This is a genomic window from Streptomyces viridochromogenes, from assembly GCF_001270495.1.
In the GTDB taxonomy this organism is placed as follows: domain Bacteria; phylum Actinomycetota; class Actinomycetes; order Streptomycetales; family Streptomycetaceae; genus Streptomyces; species Streptomyces viridochromogenes_A.
Genome location: NZ_LGUR01000241.1, coordinates 204,417 through 220,483, shown reverse-complemented (window position 1 = coordinate 220,483; position 16,067 = coordinate 204,417). Strand labels below are relative to the sequence as shown.

Annotated in this window: 15 protein-coding genes and 2 riboswitches; of the genes, 12 read left to right on the top strand and 3 right to left on the bottom strand. The window is 69.7% G+C overall.

Going from position 1 to position 16,067, the window contains the following annotated elements:
• Nucleotides 1–154 precede the first annotated feature (154 nt).
• Together gcvH and gcvT are read right to left on the bottom strand one after the other, a co-directional pair.
• Nucleotides 155–532: a glycine cleavage system protein GcvH gene (gene gcvH, locus ADK36_RS38475; RefSeq protein WP_048580542.1), complete on the bottom strand. Its 378-nt coding sequence runs from the start codon at nucleotides 530–532 to the stop codon at nucleotides 155–157.
• A gap of 178 nt (nucleotides 533–710) precedes the next feature.
• The gene (gene gcvT, locus ADK36_RS38470) at nucleotides 711–1,847 is read right to left on the bottom strand and encodes a glycine cleavage system aminomethyltransferase GcvT (protein ID WP_048580543.1); all 1,137 of its coding nucleotides are present in this window, start codon (nucleotides 1,845–1,847) and stop codon (nucleotides 711–713) included.
• Nucleotides 1,848–1,886: 39 nt separating this feature from the next.
• A riboswitch (glycine riboswitch) is annotated at nucleotides 1,887–2,014 on the bottom strand.
• Nucleotides 2,015–2,113, bottom strand: a riboswitch (glycine riboswitch).
• Nucleotides 2,114–2,282: 169 nt separating this feature from the next.
• Here gcvT and ADK36_RS38465 point away from each other — a divergent pair.
• From ADK36_RS38465 to ADK36_RS47215, 9 genes are all read left to right on the top strand, one after another.
• Nucleotides 2,283–2,957: an AAA family ATPase gene (locus ADK36_RS38465; RefSeq protein ID WP_048580544.1), complete on the top strand. Its 675-nt coding sequence runs from the start codon at nucleotides 2,283–2,285 to the stop codon at nucleotides 2,955–2,957.
• Nucleotides 2,958–3,110: 153 nt separating this feature from the next.
• A complete protein-coding gene (locus ADK36_RS38460; protein ID WP_053200886.1) occupies nucleotides 3,111–3,902 on the top strand; it encodes an enhanced serine sensitivity protein SseB in 792 nt (263 codons plus the stop codon).
• A gap of 183 nt (nucleotides 3,903–4,085) precedes the next feature.
• Nucleotides 4,086–4,886, top strand: coding sequence for an enhanced serine sensitivity protein SseB C-terminal domain-containing protein (locus ADK36_RS38455; RefSeq protein ID WP_048580546.1), 801 nt, complete (start codon nucleotides 4,086–4,088; stop codon nucleotides 4,884–4,886).
• Between the two features lie 364 nt (nucleotides 4,887–5,250).
• The gene (locus tag ADK36_RS38450) at nucleotides 5,251–6,249 is read left to right on the top strand and encodes an ABC transporter permease (protein ID WP_048580547.1); all 999 of its coding nucleotides are present in this window, start codon (nucleotides 5,251–5,253) and stop codon (nucleotides 6,247–6,249) included.
• A 91-nt stretch (nucleotides 6,250–6,340) separates the two neighbouring features.
• The gene (locus ADK36_RS38445; protein WP_048580548.1) at nucleotides 6,341–8,077 is read left to right on the top strand and encodes an ABC transporter substrate-binding protein; all 1,737 of its coding nucleotides are present in this window, start codon (nucleotides 6,341–6,343) and stop codon (nucleotides 8,075–8,077) included.
• A gap of 69 nt (nucleotides 8,078–8,146) precedes the next feature.
• Nucleotides 8,147–9,154, top strand: coding sequence for an ABC transporter permease (locus ADK36_RS38440; protein ID WP_048580549.1), 1,008 nt, complete (start codon nucleotides 8,147–8,149; stop codon nucleotides 9,152–9,154).
• A complete protein-coding gene (locus ADK36_RS38435; protein WP_048580550.1) occupies nucleotides 9,151–10,245 on the top strand; it encodes an ABC transporter ATP-binding protein in 1,095 nt (364 codons plus the stop codon). Before ADK36_RS38440 ends, ADK36_RS38435 begins: the two co-directional genes overlap by 4 nt.
• Nucleotides 10,242–11,486 (top strand): ABC transporter ATP-binding protein, encoded by a 1,245-nt coding sequence (locus tag ADK36_RS38430; protein ID WP_048580551.1) that lies wholly within the window; start codon nucleotides 10,242–10,244, stop codon nucleotides 11,484–11,486. Before ADK36_RS38435 ends, ADK36_RS38430 begins: the two co-directional genes overlap by 4 nt.
• A 64-nt stretch (nucleotides 11,487–11,550) precedes the next feature.
• A complete protein-coding gene (locus tag ADK36_RS47215; protein WP_048580552.1) occupies nucleotides 11,551–12,207 on the top strand; it encodes a trimeric intracellular cation channel family protein in 657 nt (218 codons plus the stop codon).
• Here ADK36_RS47215 and ADK36_RS38420 read toward each other — a convergent pair.
• Nucleotides 12,116–13,360 carry an alpha/beta hydrolase gene (locus tag ADK36_RS38420; RefSeq protein WP_048580553.1) on the bottom strand — a complete coding sequence of 415 codons (1,245 nt, stop codon included), beginning with the start codon at nucleotides 13,358–13,360 and terminating at the stop codon, nucleotides 12,116–12,118. The two genes, ADK36_RS47215 and ADK36_RS38420, sit on opposite strands and share 92 nt — an antisense overlap.
• 132 nt (nucleotides 13,361–13,492) lie before the next feature.
• On the opposite strand from ADK36_RS38420, the gene ADK36_RS38415 reads away from it, so the two are divergent.
• The 3 genes from ADK36_RS38415 (at nucleotide 13,493) to ADK36_RS49245 (ending at nucleotide 15,982) form a co-directional block, all read left to right on the top strand.
• Nucleotides 13,493–14,359, top strand: coding sequence for a thioesterase family protein (locus ADK36_RS38415; protein WP_048580554.1), 867 nt, complete (start codon nucleotides 13,493–13,495; stop codon nucleotides 14,357–14,359).
• 52 nt (nucleotides 14,360–14,411) lie between these two features.
• Nucleotides 14,412–15,410, top strand: coding sequence for a helix-turn-helix transcriptional regulator (locus ADK36_RS38410; protein WP_053200882.1), 999 nt, complete (start codon nucleotides 14,412–14,414; stop codon nucleotides 15,408–15,410).
• 152 nt (nucleotides 15,411–15,562) lie between these two features.
• Nucleotides 15,563–15,982, top strand: a complete 420-nt coding sequence (locus ADK36_RS49245; protein ID WP_078942776.1) for a hypothetical protein — start codon at nucleotides 15,563–15,565, stop codon at nucleotides 15,980–15,982.
• The last annotated feature ends 85 nt before the right edge of the window (nucleotides 15,983–16,067 follow it).

Here is a 16,067-nt window from a genome sequence, read left to right as displayed (position 1 = left end):
GCGCGAAGTTCTCGGAGGCGATCATCTCCAGGGTGGACTGCTGGCGCTCCAGCTCGGCGTCGAGCGCGGCGGCGATCGCCGGGTCCAGCTCGTGCAGGGGGGTGTTCAGAAGCGACTTGTCATACATGGGGGCAGACATGGGGGCTACGACTCCTCAGCCGGCGGTGTGGGCGGCGTACTCGTCGGCGGAGAGCAGGTCGGCCGGCTCCTCCGTGACGCGTACCTTGAACAGCCAGCCGCCCTCGAAGGGGGCGGAGTTCACCAGCGCCGGGTCGTTCACCACGTCCTCGTTGATCTCGGTGATCTCGCCGGTGACCGGGGAGTACAGGTCGGACACCGACTTGGTCGACTCCAGCTCACCGCAGGTGTCACCCGCGGTCACGGTCGAGCCGACCTCGGGGAGCTGGGCGTAGACGACATCGCCGAGCGCGTTGGCCGCGAACTCGGTGATGCCGACCGTCGAGACGCCGTCCTCGGCGGTCGACAGCCACTCGTGCTCCTTGCTGTAGCGCAGCTGCTGGGGGTTGCTCATGTCGTGAATTCTCCTGTACGCGCGGGAGTGGTGATGAATGGGGGACTGCTGGGAACGTGTGTGAGCAGCGCAAATGTGCGCAGGGTCACGCACGGGCCGCTGCCAGTCGCTGCTTGTGGGCTGGACGTGTGGGTTGGACTTCTGGGCCGTACTTCTGGGCCAGTCTCTCCGTACGGCGTTACTTCTGCCGCTTGTAGAAGGGCAGCGCCACGACCTCGTACGGCTCGTGGCTGCCGCGGATGTCCACACCGACCCCGGCCGTGCCCGGCGCCGAGTGCGCCGCGTCGACGTACGCCATGGCGATCGGCTTGCCCAGCGTGGGGGAGGGCGCGCCGGAGGTGACCTCGCCGATGACCTCGCCACCGGCGACGACCGGGTAACCGGCGCGCGGGACGCGACGGCCCTCGGCGACCAGGCCGACGAGGACGCGCGGCGGGTTCTCCGAGGCGCGGGCGGCTGCCGCGGCGAGCGCCTCGCGCCCGACGAAGTCGCCCTCCTTGTCGAACTTCACCACCCGGCCGAGCCCGGCGTCGAAGGGGGTGAGGGAGGTCGACAGCTCGTTGCCGTACAGCGGCATGCCCGCTTCCAGCCGCAGCGTGTCCCGGCAGGACAGCCCGCAGGGGACCAGGCCGACGCCCTCGCCGGCCTTGGTCAGCGCCTGCCACAGCTCGACGGCGTGCTCCGGCTTCACGAACAGCTCGAAGCCGTCCTCGCCGGTGTAGCCGGTGCGCGCGATGAGGGCGGGGACGCCGGCGACGGTGCCGGGCAGACCGGCGTAGTACTTCAGCCCGTCGAGGTCGGCGTCGGTCAGCGACTTCAGGATGCCCGGGGACTCGGGGCCCTGGACGGCGATCAGCGCGTACGCGTCCCGGTCGTCGCGGACCTCGGCGTCGAAGCCGGCCACCCGCTCGGTCAGCGCGTCCAGCACGACCTGGGCGTTGGAGGCGTTGGCGACGACCATGTAGTGAGAAGACCCGGCCTCGGTGTCGGCGAGCCGGTAGACGATCAGGTCGTCGAGGATGCCGCCGTCGGCCTGGCAGATCATGGTGTAGCGGGCGCGGCCGACGCCGACGGAGGCGATGTTGCCGACCAGGGCGTGGTTCAGGAAGGCGGCGGCCTGCGGACCGGTGACGGTGATCTCGCCCATGTGGGAGAGGTCGAAGAGCCCGGCCCTCGTCCGCACGGCGTTGTGCTCGTCGCGCTCGGAGCCGTACCGGAGGGGCATGTCCCAGCCGGCGAAGTCGGTCATCGTCGCGCCGAGCGAGCGATGCGTGGCATCGAGCGCGGTGTGACGGAGTTCTTCTGTACTGCTCATCGGCGGATGTCTCCCAAGGCATGACACGGGCGAGGTCGTTCCTCCCCATCTGTCATCGGAACCTGAGAGGTTCGCCATGACCCGCGAAAGACCAGGTCACGGCTTGCACCTTGGGTGGGGCCACGGCATCTCGCAGAGAGACGGAGCGGCCCGCTTTTCAGATGTGCCTCGCCCGCGCGGTAACGGGGCCTGAGAGATTCAAGGGAGGGACTTGCTCCTTCGGCGCCCCGGCGATGGACTGCTGGGGACTCTCCCGCGCGGATTCAAACGGCCGATATGCAGTTGGCGCGCACATCATTGCATGCCACGCTCGTCAACGGCAGGCCGCGTCTGTAACCGGCTTGTGGCAGGAGGTGAACGAAAATGCGAGAGATCATCCATTACCTTCTCTTTACGCTCAGTGGGGATGGGGAATCCTGACCCCGGAGGAGGACGATGACGGTGAACCGCACTACGGCGTACGCCACGACCTCGGGCATGGCGCTGCCCAAGCAGCCCGCGGCCCCGGCGGCCGAAGCCCGCGGCACGTGCCTTGCACCCGTGGTCCGTGACCTGCGCGAGCGCTCCGGCCGCAGTCCGCACGCGCTGCTCTTCGGCCCTCAGGACCTCGTCGTGATCACCGGCCTGCCCGGCAGCGGCAAGTCCACGCTGATGAAGCGGACGGTGAAGGGCACCCGCATCGACTCCCAGGACACCCGGGACCGCTGGGACGCCCGCATGCCCCGCTTCCTCCCCTACGCCGTCTACCGCCCCCTGGTCCGCCTCGCGCACTACGCGGGACTGCGCCGCGCGGTGCGCTCCGGCGAGGGCCTCGTCGTGCACGACTGCGGCACCCAGGCATGGGTGCGCGGCTGGCTGGCCCGCGAGGCCCGCCGCCGCGGCGGCAGCCTGCATCTGCTGCTGCTCGACGTCCCCCCGGACACGGCCCTGGAAGGCCAGCGCGAACGCGGCCGAGGCGTCTCGCGGTACGCCTTCCTGCGCCACCGCAGAGCAGCCGCCCACCTGCTGACCTCGGCGGAGAAGGGCAACCTGCCCCATGGCTGCGGCTCGGCGGTACTGATCGACCGGGAGGCGGCGGACACCCTGCGCCGAATCGGTTTCGCGGGCTAGGCCCTGTCGTCTGGATCACCGCGGCGCGCGGGCCGGGCCGGGTCCGCAAAGTTCCCGGCGGACAGGACCTGGGCCGCCGTAGGCCCGCACGGGGTGGCCACCCGCTAGCCTTTTGAGCCACAGCAGCGGTTCTCAGCAGGCGGTTGACAGCAGATGGACTTCCCAGCGGAACTTCCCGCGGACTTCCCGGCACAGACACACCTCCATCCGCACGGCGGCTGGCCCGGCAACGAGCTGGAGGAGGTGCTCTCGGCGTCCCTCGGGCTGCCCTCGGCCGGTGGCCGGATCATCGAGGTGCTGGGCCGCAGCTTCGTCTGGGTGCCCCTGCCCAACGGAGGCGGCCCGGACAGCGGCCCGCTGGACCTGCCGACGGTGGAGATCGAGGGCCAGGCGTACGTCCCGGTCTTCAGCTCCGAGGAGCAGTTCCGCCAGGTCGTGGGCGCCCACCTGTCGTACACCATCGCCCCCGCCGTGGAGTTCGCCCGCGGCCTGCCCCCGTACGTGGGCATCGCCGTGAACCCCGACGGCATGGTCGGCGTGCCCCTGCCGCCCGCCGTGGTGGCCGAGCTCTGCCGCGTGGGCCGGACGCCGCTGGACGGCCTCACCTCCGGGGGGCGGGTCAAGCTCCACGAGCCCGACTGGCAGGACGAGCCGGTCGACTTCCTCGCCGCGGCGTCGGCCGAGTTCGCCTCGACCGGCGTGGTCACGACGGCCCGCCGCTGCCTGGCGGAGATCGAGACGGCCGCCCCGGTGATGTTCATCGGCGTGGAACTCTCCCACTGGGAGGGCGACTTGCGCGCGGCCCCCATGGACGCCCTGTCCCGAGCCCTGGGCCGCGCCCCGGTCCCCTGGCCGGTCAACCTGGTCCTCCTCGACGTGGCCCAGGACCCGGTGATCGACTGGATGCGCACGAAGGTCCGCCCGTTTTACCAGCGGGACTTCTAGGCGCCGGTGCGGGCGACGCCGGCAGGGCGTGGGGCTGTGACATATGCGGCTCCGCCGCGGGGCGCGGTCAACCACGAATCACCCGCTCCCGCACACGACGTCAAGTCCCGAGGTCTCAACGGCTCTCCCAGCGGAGCGCCTAAGCTGGGCTCAAAGCCAAATTTCCCGAAGGGGCGGTAAAAGGTGAGCGCGAGCGGCACCACCTCGACCGGACAGGTCGAGCACATGCTGCGCCAGGTGACGCCCGGGCGCTACGACGCCTACGAGGCCCTCCTGCGCGCCCTCGCGACCCCGTCCTCCGGCCAGGTCTGGATGCTGCTCTGGCACGGCCAGGCCGGCTCCCCGGACGCCCAGTACGGAAACATGGAGGTCGAGGGCTACGGCTACGCCCCGTGCGTCACCTCCGCCCAGGAACTGTCGGCCAGCGGCTGGAACCGCTCGTACGAGGTGGTCGACGGCATCGACGTCGCCCGCACCCTCTACCCGGACCACTTCGGCCTCTGGCTGAACCCGCACGCCCCGGGCGGCGGCGTCGGCATCCCGTGGCTCGACCTGCGCCGCATCGCCACCGGCCTGGACCGCCAGCCCGCCGGCCCGCTCCGCCTGACGGAACCCGGCATCGAGATCCCGCAGTTCTACGCCCTGCTCGCGCAGAACGCCCACCGCACCCCGGCCGTCCGCTCCCTGCGCCGTGCCTGGGTGCAGCCGGCGCTCGGCGCGCCGTATCTCGCGATCGGGCTCGACGTGTACGACACCAGCCCGCCCGCCGTCGACTCCGTGCGCTCGATGATGCTCCAGTCGATCGGCGCCGTCCCGGACGGGCTTCCGGTCTCGACCGTGGCGATGTCCGACGAGGACGACCCGGTCGCCATGTGGATGCGGGCGACCGCCCGCCCGTTCTACGACCGCGAGGCGCACGCCCCCGCCCCCGCGCAGGCGCCGGCGGCCGGCTACGGCTACCCACCGCCACAGGGCCGTTACTGATCATCCATGGGCTAGCCTACCGAGCGGTCGGTGACCCGGCTGTCGTAGGCACAAAGGGCCGCCGACTTCGGTTTCCCAGGTGAATCTCCGCGCGTAGATGTGATCGGAAGGTCCCGGTCCGCCCTCATACGCCCCAACTGGCACGCGTCCGGCCGCCGTTACCCACTGTCCGGATAACGGAACCCCGCAGACAGCATCACGGTTGCGCATACTTTCCTTGCCAACTCTGGCAACAGATCGCCAAAGCGTTGAAGACTCCCCGCACAAGACACGGACCGATGGGTCCTGTGTGCGAGTTGGAGCAACCGCTACAGCGGCAGCCAGGGGGGCCGGCAACCGTCGGCCGAGAGGGGTCAGACGTACCGTGACGGCACCGATCGAGACCACCGGATCGCAGGCCGACGCCCAGCCTGAGGCCGTGCTGAAGGGGGTCGACGCCCAGAAGATCGAGGGCCGGTCACTCGGGCAGATCGCCTGGACCCGTTTCAAGCGCGACAAGATCGCGGTGGCGGGCGGCATCGTTGTCGTGCTGCTCATCCTCGTGGCGGCCCTGTCCCGCCCCCTCCAGGCGCTGCTGGGGCTCGACCCCAACGCCTTCCACCAGGACCTGATCGACCCCAACACCTCGCTGCCCAAGGGCGACTTCGGCGGCATGAGCTGGGACCATCCGCTGGGTGTCGAGCCGAAGTTCGGCCGGGACATCCTCGCGCGCATCCTGGAGGGCTCCTGGGTCTCCCTGGTCGTGGCCTTCGGTGCGACGATCCTGTCCAACGTGATCGGGACGGTCCTCGGCCTCGTCGCCGGCTACTACGGCGGACGGGTCGACACCATCGTCAGCCGGCTCATGGACACCTTCCTCGCGTTCCCGCTCCTGCTGTTCGCCATCGCCATCTCCGCGACGCTCCAGGGCGGTGCCTTCGGCCTCGAAGGACTGCCCCTTCACATCTCCGTCCTGATCTTCGTCATCGGCTTCTTCAACTGGCCGTACATGGGACGCATCGTGCGCGGTCAGACCCTGGCCCTGCGCGAGCGGGAGTTCGTCGACGCCTCCCGGGGGATGGGGGCCGGCGGGCCGTACATCCTCTTCAAGGAACTGCTGCCCAACCTCGTCGCGCCGATCATCGTCTACTCGACGCTGCTCATCCCGACGAACATCCTCTTCGAAGCCTCGCTGAGTTTCCTCGGTGTGGGTATCCAGCCGCCCCAGGCGTCCTGGGGCGGGATGCTCAACCAGGCCGTCGACTTCTTCGAGGTCGACCCGCAGTACATGATCGTTCCCGGCCTGGCGATCTTCATCACGGTGCTGGCCTTCAACCTCCTCGGTGACGGCCTCCGGGACGCACTCGACCCCCGCAGCCGCTGACGTACGCGGTCGCGACACCCGGCTGCGACCCGACGTCCCACCCAAGTGTCCAACTACGAAGGGGAATCCGACCATCATGCGAAGGTCAGCAATGGCCGCAGTTGCGGTCGCCAGTAGCGCCGGCCTGCTTCTCGCGGGCTGCAGCAAGGCCGACGAAGGCAGCGACACGCCCAAGGGCGCCGGCGCGAACGCCGCGACCAAGGGAGTGGTGAACGCCTCCACCCACAAGGGCGGCACGGTCACCTACGCGAGCGCCGACGCTCCCGAGTCCCTGGACCCGGGCAACATGTACTACGCCTACGGCTACAACTTCAGCCGCCTCTACGCGCGTCCCCTGATGACCTTCAAGCCCGCCCCCGGTGAGGCGGGCAACGAGCTCGTCCCGGACCTCGCGGAGGGCGCGGGCACGCCCAGCGACGGCGGCAAGACCTGGACGTACAAGATCCGCCAGGGCGTCAAGTTCGAGGACGGCACCGCGGTCACCTCGAAGGACGTCAAGTACGCGGTGGAGCGTTCGAACTTCGCGCGTGACGTGCTCTCCCTCGGCCCCAACTACTTCCAGAACCTGCTGGACGACCCGGACAAGTACAAGGGCCCCTACAAGGACAAGAGCGAAAAGGGCATCTCGTCCATCGAGACCCCGGACGACCACACGATCGTCTTCCACCTGAACAAGGCGTTCGCCGAGTTCGACTACCTCGTCAGTGCCCCGCAGACGGCCCCCGTGCCGCGGGCCAAGGACACGGGTGTGGACTACACCAAGAAGGTCGTCTCCTCCGGCTCGTACAAGTTCGAGAAGTACGAGGAGGGCAAGCAGATCGTCCTGGTCCGCAACCCCGAGTGGGACGCCAAGACGGACCCGCTGCGCAAGCAGTACCCGGACAAGATCGTGGTGAACCTCAAGGTCAACAAGGCCACGATCGACAAGGACGTGATGTCCGGGGCCACCATGATCGACATCCAGGGCACCGGTGTCGACGCGCAGACCCAGGCGCAGATCCTGGGCAAGAAGGACCAGATGGCCAACACGGACAACGCGCCGGGCGGTCGTCTCATCTACGCGGCGATCAACACCAAGCTGGCGCCGTTCAACAACGTCGAGTGCCGCAAGGCCGTCGAGTACGCGATCGACAAGACCGCCGTGCAGACCGCGATGGGCGGACCGATCCGCGGTGACATCGCCACCACGGCCCTGCCCACCGACGTCTCGGGCTACGAGAAGGCCGACATCTACGCCACCAAGGGCAGCAAGGGCGACGTGGCCAAGGCCAAGGAGCACCTGAAGGCCTGCGGCAAGGAGGGCGGCTTCAAGACCTCCATCTCGGCCCGCACCGACCGGCAGGGCGAGGTCGACGCGGCCACCGCGATCGTCGGCGCGCTGAAGAAGGTCGGCATCGACGCGGACATCAAGCAGTACCCGTCCGGCAAGTACTTCTCCGACTACGCGGGCGTGCCCAAGTTCGACGAGAAGAACAACATCGGCCTGATGATGATGCAGTGGGGCGCCGACTGGCCCACCGGCTACGGCTTCCTGCAGCAGATCGCGCACGGCAAGGCCATCAGCCAGTCCGGTAACACCAACCTGTCCCAGCTGGACGACCCCGCGATCAACAAGCTGCTGGACGACGCGATCGGCAACACCGACGAGGCCGCCCGTACCAAGGCGTACACCGAGGTCGACCAGAAGATGATGGAGCAGGCCGCCATCGTGCCGCTGACCTACTTCAAGGTCCTGCTGTACCGCACGCCGCACGCCACCAACCTGGTGTCGTCGTCCGCCTGGAGCGGTCAGTACGACTACCTCAACGTCGGTACCGCCGAGAAGTAGCCCCGGAAGGCAGGTGAAGGCATTGGCGCCCGCGGACTTCGTCATCCGCGGGCGCCGGCGCCGGTCCTCGTGATCTCGTACATCATCCGCCGGACGATCGCGGCACTGGTCCTGCTGCTCGTCGTCACCGCGGTCACCTTCGGCATCTTCTTCATCCTGCCGAAACTCGCAGGGCAGACCGCCGACCAGCTGGCACAGCAGTACATCGGCAAGAACCCCACCCCCGAGGACATCGCCGCGGTCAAGGCGAACCTCGGACTCGACCAGCCGATCTACGTCCAGTACTGGGAGTTCATCAAGGGGATCGTCTCCGGCGCCACATACGACCTCGGCCCCACCACGGTCCGCTGTGACGCCCCCTGCTTCGGCTACTCCTTCAAGGACCACATCGAGGTCTGGCCCCAGCTGACCGAACGGCTGCCGGTCACCCTCTCGCTGGCTCTCGGCGCCGCCGTGATGTGGCTGGTCGGCGGTATCGCGGCCGGTGTCATCTCGGCGCTCAGGCCGGGCTCGTTCTTCGACCGGTCCGCCATGGGCGTGGCCCTGGCCGGCGTCTCCCTGCCCATGTTCTTCACCGGGCAGTTGGCCCTGCTGTTGTTCAGCTACAAGCTGGAGATCTTCGGCAGAACCTACGTCCCCTTCACCGAGAACCCCTCTCAGTGGGCCAACACCCTGTTCCTGCCATGGTGTTCGCTGGCTCTGCTCTACTCGGCCATCTACGCCCGGCTGACCCGCTCGGGCATGCTGGAGACAATGAACGAGGACTTCATCCGAACCGCTCGGGCCAAGGGCCTGCGCGAGCGAAAGGTCGTCGTCCGGCACGGTCTGCGGGCCGCGCTGACCCCGCTGGTGACGGTCTTCGGCATGGACATCGGCCTGCTGCTCGGCGGTGCCGTCATCACCGAGACGGTGTTCTCCCTGCACGGCATCGGTGAGTACGCGGTACAGGCGATCACCGCCAACGACCTGCCCCCGATCCTCGGGGTGACCCTGCTCGCGGCGTTCTTCGTCGTCTTCATGAACCTTGTGGTGGACCTGCTGTACGCCACGATCGACCCGCGGGTGAGGCTGTCGTGACCGACCTGACCAAGACCGGGGCCGCTGTGGGCGAGCCCGTACGCGCCGGCGAGCCGCCCCGGGCGTTCCTCGAAGTGCGCGACCTCAAGGTGCACTTCCCGACCGACGACGGCCTGGTCAAGTCCGTGGACGGTCTCTCCTTCCAGCTGGAGAAGGGCAGCACCCTCGGTATCGTGGGCGAGTCCGGCTCCGGCAAGTCCGTGACCTCACTGGCCGTCATGGGCCTGCACCGCCTGGGCAACCGCGGCAAGAACGTGCAGATGTCCGGCGAGATCTGGCTCGACGGCAAGGAACTCGTCTCGGCCAGCCCCGACGAGGTGCGCCGGTTGCGCGGCCGCGAGATGGCGATGATCTTCCAGGACCCGCTGTCCGCCATGCACCCGTACTACACGGTCGGCAACCAGATCGTGGAGGCGTACCGGGTCCACAACAAGGTCGACAAGAAGACCGCCCGCCGCCGGGCCGTCGAACTCCTCGACCGCGTCGGCATCCCGGAGCCGGACAAGCGCGTGGACATGTACCCGCACGAGTTCTCCGGCGGTATGCGGCAGCGCGCCATGATCGCCATGGCCCTGGTGAACAACCCCGAGCTGCTGATCGCGGACGAGCCGACCACCGCGCTCGACGTGACCGTGCAGGCGCAGATCCTCGACCTCGTCCGGGACCTCCAGAAGGAGTTCGGCTCCGCGGTCATCATCATCACGCACGACCTCGGCGTGGTCGCCGAGATCGCCGACGACATCCTTGTGATGTACGGCGGACGCTGCGTGGAGCGCGGACCCGTCGACAAGATCTTCTACGAGCCGGCGCACCCCTACACCTGGGGCCTGCTCGGCTCGATGCCGCGCATCGACCGCGAGCAGACCGACCGGCTCATCCCGGTCAAGGGACAGCCGCCGAGCCTCATCAACGTCCCCTCGGGCTGTGCGTTCAACCCGCGCTGCCCCTACGCGGACGTCCCCAAGGGCGGGGTCACCCGCACCGAACGCCCCGAGCTGCGCGAGGTCGGCAGCAGGCACTTCACCGCCTGCCACCTGTCGCAGGAGGACCGCACCCGGATCTGGACCGAAGAGATTGCGCCGAAGCTGTGAGCGAGACTGAGACCGGGGCCGGGACGGCGGCCGTGAAAGCCGGGTCGGCCGGCGACGAGAAACCGCTGCTCAAGGTCGAGGGCCTGGTCAAGCACTTCCCCATCAAGAAGGGCCTGCTGCAGCGGCAGGTCGGCGCGGTCAAGGCCGTGGACGGCATCGACTTCGAGGTGCGCCGCGGGGAGACCCTCGGCGTCGTGGGCGAGTCCGGCTGCGGCAAGTCGACCATGGGCCGGCTCATCACCCGGCTGCTGGAGCCGTCCGGCGGCAGGATCGAGTTCGACGGCACGGACATCACGCACCTGAACACGAGCGGCATGCGCCCGCTCCGTCGCGACGTGCAGATGATCTTCCAGGACCCGTACGGCTCGCTGAACCCCCGGCACACCATCGGCAGCATCGTCTCGGCGCCGTTCCGGCTGCAGGGCGTCGAACCCGAGGGCGGCGTCAAGAAGGAGGTCCAGCGCCTCCTTGAGCTGGTGGGCCTGAGCCCCGAGCACTTCAACCGCTACCCGCACGAGTTCTCCGGCGGCCAGCGCCAGCGCATCGGCATCGCCCGTGCGCTGGCCCTGAAGCCCCGGATGGTCGTGGCCGACGAGCCGGTCTCCGCGCTCGACGTGTCGATCCAGGCGCAGGTCGTGAACCTGATGGACGACCTCCAGGACGAGCTCGGGCTGACGTACGTGATCATCGCGCACGACCTGTCCGTCGTACGCCATGTCTCGGACCGCATCGCGGTGATGTACCTCGGCAAGATCGTGGAGCTGGCCGAACGGGACGCGCTGTACGCGTCGCCGATGCACCCGTACACCAAGGCCCTGCTGTCGGCGGTGCCGATCCCGGACCCGAAGCGGCGCACGGCCAAGAGCGAGCGCATCCTGCTGCGCGGTGACGTGCCCTCGCCGATCGCCCCGCCGAGCGGCTGCCGCTTCCACACGCGGTGCTGGAAGGCGACGGAGGTCTGCCGGACCACGGAGCCACCGCTTGCGGAGCTGCGTCCGGGGCAGCGGGTGGCCTGCCACCACCCGGAGGACTTCGAGGACCAGCAGCCGCAGGACACGGTGCTGCTGTCCGTGGCCAAGGAGGCCGCGGAGCTGGTGCCGGACGAGGTGTCCCGGGAGCCGGCCGCCGCTGAAGAGACCGCGGAGGAGACCACCGAGGAGACCGCGGAGGCGCCCGAGGAGGCGGCCGTGAAGTCGTCCACGGAACCTTCCGAAGAGTCGTCCACGGACGAAAGCAAGTAAACCGCGCTCAGGCCCCCGCCTTCCTTTGCAAGGTGGGGGCCTTTTGCTGCGTAAGAATGTACGGGTGCTCCAGCAATTGTTCAGCCCGTCCGTCCAGCACACGCTCGACCTGATCGGCATCTTCGTCTTCGCCATCTCCGGCGCCCTGCTGGCGGTCCGCAAGAACTTCGACGTCTTCGGCATCGCCGTCCTCGCCGAGGTCACCGCCCTGGGCGGCGGGCTGTTCCGGGACGTGATCATCGGTGCCGTACCCCCGGCCGCCTTCACGGATCTGGGGTACTTCCTCACCCCGCTGCTCGCCGCGCTCCTGGTGATCTTCCTCCACCCGCACGTGGAGCGCATCCAGACCGGCGTGAACGTCTTCGACGCCGCGGGCCTCGGCCTGTTCTGCGTCGCCGGGACGACGAAGGCGTACGACTACGGCCTGGGCCTCACCGCGTCAGCCTGTCTGGGCATGGCGACCGCCGTGGGCGGCGGTGTGCTGCGGGACGTCCTCGCCAACGAGGTGCCGTCACTGCTGCGCTGGGACCGCGACCTGTACGCGGTCCCGGCGATCGTGGGCGCCACGATGGTCGTCCTGTGCCTCCACTACGGCGCCCTGAACTCGTTCACCAGCGCGCTCGCCGCCGTCACGGCCTTCGTGCTGCGGCTGCTCGCGATGCGCTACCACTGGCGAGCTCCGCGGGCCTGGAACCGGCGGTCGACGGTGCGAGAGGAGTAGTGCCGCCGGAGCCCGGCGCCGTACGGACCTGGTGCGCCCCCATCACCTCGGTCAGCCAGCGGAACGCCGGGACCACCTGCGGCTTCCACAGCGCCATGGTGTGACCGCCCGCGCTGCTCGGGATGAACACCACGTTCACGGTCGTGGGGGCCTTCGCGGCCCGCTGGACGGCCATGGCCGCCTCGTACCCGTCGTTGGGCTGACCGGACAGATAGAGCGCCACGCGCGGCGGGACGCGGGACTCCTTGAGGAGCACATACGGGTTGTTCGCGGCCCGCAGGACCGGTGACCTGCCGGCCAGCGACTTGGATTCGGCGCTCGGGTCGTTGTAGCCGGACAGGCTGACCGCGGCCCGGTAGCGGTCGGGGTGGGCGACGGCCAGCTTGGCCGCGCAGTGCGCGCCCGCCGAGTACCCGGCCACCGCCCAGCCGTCCGGCGCCGCCTGGGCCCGGAAGTTGTCCATGACCATCCTCGGCACGTCGACGCTGAGCCAGCTGTCGGCGTTCACCCTGCCCGGGATGTTCGCGCAGCCGGTGTCCACACCGGGCAGCAGCGAGGTGCGCGGGGAGACGATGATGAACGGCTCGATCTGCCCGCTGCGCATCAGCGGCGCCAACTGCTCGGGTGCGTCCAACGAGCCGTACCACGCCTTCGACGAGCCCGGATAGCCCGGCAGCACCTCGACGACCGGGAACTTGTGATCGCGGTAGGCGGGCTCGTGGTACTGCGGCGGCAGCCAGACGTTGACCTCGGCGCGCACGCCGGACACCCGGCCCTTGAGCTGCGTGACGAGCACACCGCCCGCCGCGCCCATACCGGGCCCCTTGCCCGGCGTGAAGGTCTGCCGGACCTTGGGCAGCTTCTCCAGGGCGATCCCGCCGGTGCCGTTCGCCCCGAGGTCGGCGGCCTGGTCGACATGGTCGCTGGTGCCGAGCAGGTCACCCCAGTTGTCGTACAGCTGGTTGGAGTTGTTGACCATGGTGAAGACCAGGGCCACCGCCGTGCCCTGGGCGAACAGCAGCATCAGCACCCGGGCGGCGGCCCGCACGACCTTGGGTCCGTGCACCCGCGACCAGAGGACCAGCGGCAGGGCGACGGCGACGACGCACAGCGCGATCAGTGTGTAGAGGAACGGGGCCCCGGTGAGACTCATGTCCTCATAGAGGGGGAGAGCGGGCTCCGGGTTTCGGACGAGCGGGGACACTTACCGAAAAGTTGCTCACATCTCGCCGAGGGTCGACTGAGAAAGCTACCGCTTAGTAGTTTGCTGTTGTACCGTTCATCCATGCCAGAAGCAGCCTCCGCCCCGACGGCCACGCAGGCCACGATCGGCGACAGCGAGTTCGACCGCGACACCGCGCTCAGCCGACGCGAACCCGGCGTCTACGACATCGACCTGTCCGCCGGCTGGACCATCATCAGCGCCGTCAACGGCGGCTATCTGCTGGCCGTGCTGGGCCGCGCCCTCGCGGACGCCCTGCCGCACGCCGACCCGTTCACGATCTCCGCGCACTACCTGACGGCGTCCCAGCCGGGCCCCGCGGTGGTCCGCACGGACGTGGTGCGCACCGGGCGGACCCTGTCGACCGGCCAGGCCTCGCTCTTCCAGTACGACGAGCAGGGCCGCGAGGTCGAGCGGATCCGCGTCCTCGCCTCGTACGGCGACCTCGACTCCCTCCCGGACGACGTCCGTACGACGGCCAAGCCGCCGGCGTTCCCGCCCATGGAGCACTGCTTCGGCACCGAGGACGGCCCCGCCCCCGTCGACGGCAGCTCGGCCATCACCGACCGCCTGATGCTCAAGCTCGACCCGGCCACCCTGGGCTGGGCGCTCGGGCAGCCCTCGGGCAAGGGTGAGATGCGCGCCTGGTTCGGCCTGGCTGACGGCCGTGACGCGGACCCGCTGTCGCTGCTGCTGGCGGTCGACGCCCTGCCCCCGACCGCCTTCGAGATCGGCATCTCCGGCTGGGTCCCGACGGTCGAACTGACCGTCCACATACGGTGCCGCCCGGCACCGGGCCCGCTGCGGGTGTCGATCACGACGCGCAACCTGGCCGGGGGCTTCCTGGAGGAGGACGCGGAGGTCTGGGACAGTGCGGACCGCTTGGTGGCGCAGTCGAGGCAGCTGGCGCGGGTGCGGTTGAGCTCGTGACGGGCTGACGTCGTCGTGGGCTGACGTCGTGGTGGGCTGACATCGTGGTGGGGTGAAGTCCGACCGCCTCCTCTCGATCCTGCTGCTCCTCCAAACCCGGGGCCGGGTCCCGGCGAGGGAACTCGCCGAGCGCCTGGAGGTGTCGGTCCGCACCATCTACCGGGACGTGGAAGCCCTGTCCGCCACAGGCGTCCCGGTCTACGCCGAGCGCGGGCGACACGGCGGCATCGAACTCCTCGCAGGATTCCGTACGGACGTCACCGGCCTGACCGCGGACGAGTCCCGTGCGCTGTTCATCCTGGCCGCACAGGGCGCGCACGCCGCGCTCGGGCTGGACGCGGCCCTCGGCTCGGCGCTGCGCAAGGTGATGGCGGCCCTGCCGGCGCCGCACCGCCCGGCCGCCGAGATGACCTCCCGCCGCGTCCTCGTCGACGCCACGCGCTGGAAGGGCGGGCCCCAACCCGCCGTGGACCTGGACGTGTTGCAGGACGCGGTCTTCGCCGACCGCCGCCTCAGGCTGCGCTACCGGCACAGCGGCTACCGGGAGGCGCGGACCTACACCGTCGACCCCTACGGCCTGGTCTCGAAGGCCGGCGTCTGGTACCTGGTCGCCGACCGGCGGGGGAGACCGCAGCTGTTCCGCGCCGACCGGGTGCGGTCGGCGACCGTGCTGGACGACGCGGTGCGGCGTCGGCCGGGTGTCGAACTCGCCGACGCGTGGGAGGTGTTGCGCCGCGAGGTGGAGCAGCGGCCGGGCGGGATCGACGTGACCGTTCGGGTGCGACGGGACCGGCTCGACCTGTTCCTGCGGCTCATGGCGTCCTCGCTGGTCTCGCTTCCGGGGGAGGGGGACGCGGGCGAGGGCGAGGATGAGGGGCGTGAGGCCGCGGACAGCTGGGCCACCGTCCGTCTCTCGCTGGGAGTTGTCGGCGAGGCCCGTCAACTCCTGCAGTTCTCGGACCGGGTGGTGGTCGTCTCCCCGCCCGAGGTGCGGGACGAACTGGCGCGAGCGGCCCTCTCTGTCACGGCCTTGTACCAGCGAGTAGGGTGAGGCTCCCAGGAAAACGGCAGGTCAGTGAGGTTTCTTGAGATGCGCTTTGCCCGGCGCACAGGCCGTCGACAGCAGAGCCTCAAGGAAGCCTAAAGCGGCGTTGGTTGAGTTCCGGCCCCAGGACTTCCTCATCTTCCATGGAGCTGTTTCTCATGAAGCGTGCGCGTCTCCTCCCCGCCGTGGCTCTGCTGGCGCTCTCGCCCCTGGCCCTGGCGGCCTGCGGGTCCGGCGACTCGTCGTCGACCTCGAACAGCGGCAACTCCGGTCAGCAGTCGTCGTGCCAGCAGCCGTCCGGTGCTCCCAGTGGTGCTCCCAGTGGTGCTCCCAGCGGGGCGCCGAGCGGGGCGCCCTCCGGCGCGCCGTCGGCGGGTGCGTCGGGTGCGCCCAGTGGTGCGCCGTCCGGTGTCCCGGGTGGTGGCGGTCCGGGCGCTGCGGGCGGCGAGGGAGGCCAGGGCGGCCCCGGTGGCGGCTGCGGCGGTCCGGGCGGTGGCCAGGGCGGCGGGGCGGCTCCCAGCGGTGCCCCGAGCGGTGCGCCGAGCGGCGCGGCGACGGCGACGGCGACCAAGAACTGACGTAGAACGCGGAACGCCGTACGACAGGCGCACGACGCCTCACGGCAGGGGCGGCACCCCCGGTGAACGGGGGTGCCGCCCCTTC

Excerpts from the sequence above, each read along its gene's own strand:
- gcvH (WP_048580542.1), bottom strand. The coding sequence starts at position 532 with ATGAGCAACCCCCAGCAGCTGCGCTACAGCAAGGAGCACGAGTGGCTG.
- ADK36_RS38420 (WP_048580553.1), bottom strand. The coding sequence starts at position 13,360 with ATGAGTCTCACCGGGGCCCCGTTCCTCTACACACTGATCGCGCTGTGC.
- ADK36_RS38465 (WP_048580544.1), top strand. The coding sequence starts at position 2,283 with ATGACGGTGAACCGCACTACGGCGTACGCCACGACCTCGGGCATGGCG.
- ADK36_RS38415 (WP_048580554.1), top strand. The coding sequence starts at position 13,493 with ATGCCAGAAGCAGCCTCCGCCCCGACGGCCACGCAGGCCACGATCGGC.
- gcvT (WP_048580543.1), bottom strand. The coding sequence starts at position 1,847 with ATGAGCAGTACAGAAGAACTCCGTCACACCGCGCTCGATGCCACGCAT.
- ADK36_RS38460 (WP_053200886.1), top strand. The coding sequence starts at position 3,111 with ATGGACTTCCCAGCGGAACTTCCCGCGGACTTCCCGGCACAGACACAC.
- ADK36_RS49245 (WP_078942776.1), top strand. The coding sequence starts at position 15,563 with ATGAAGCGTGCGCGTCTCCTCCCCGCCGTGGCTCTGCTGGCGCTCTCG.
- ADK36_RS38445 (WP_048580548.1), top strand. The coding sequence starts at position 6,341 with ATGGCCGCAGTTGCGGTCGCCAGTAGCGCCGGCCTGCTTCTCGCGGGC.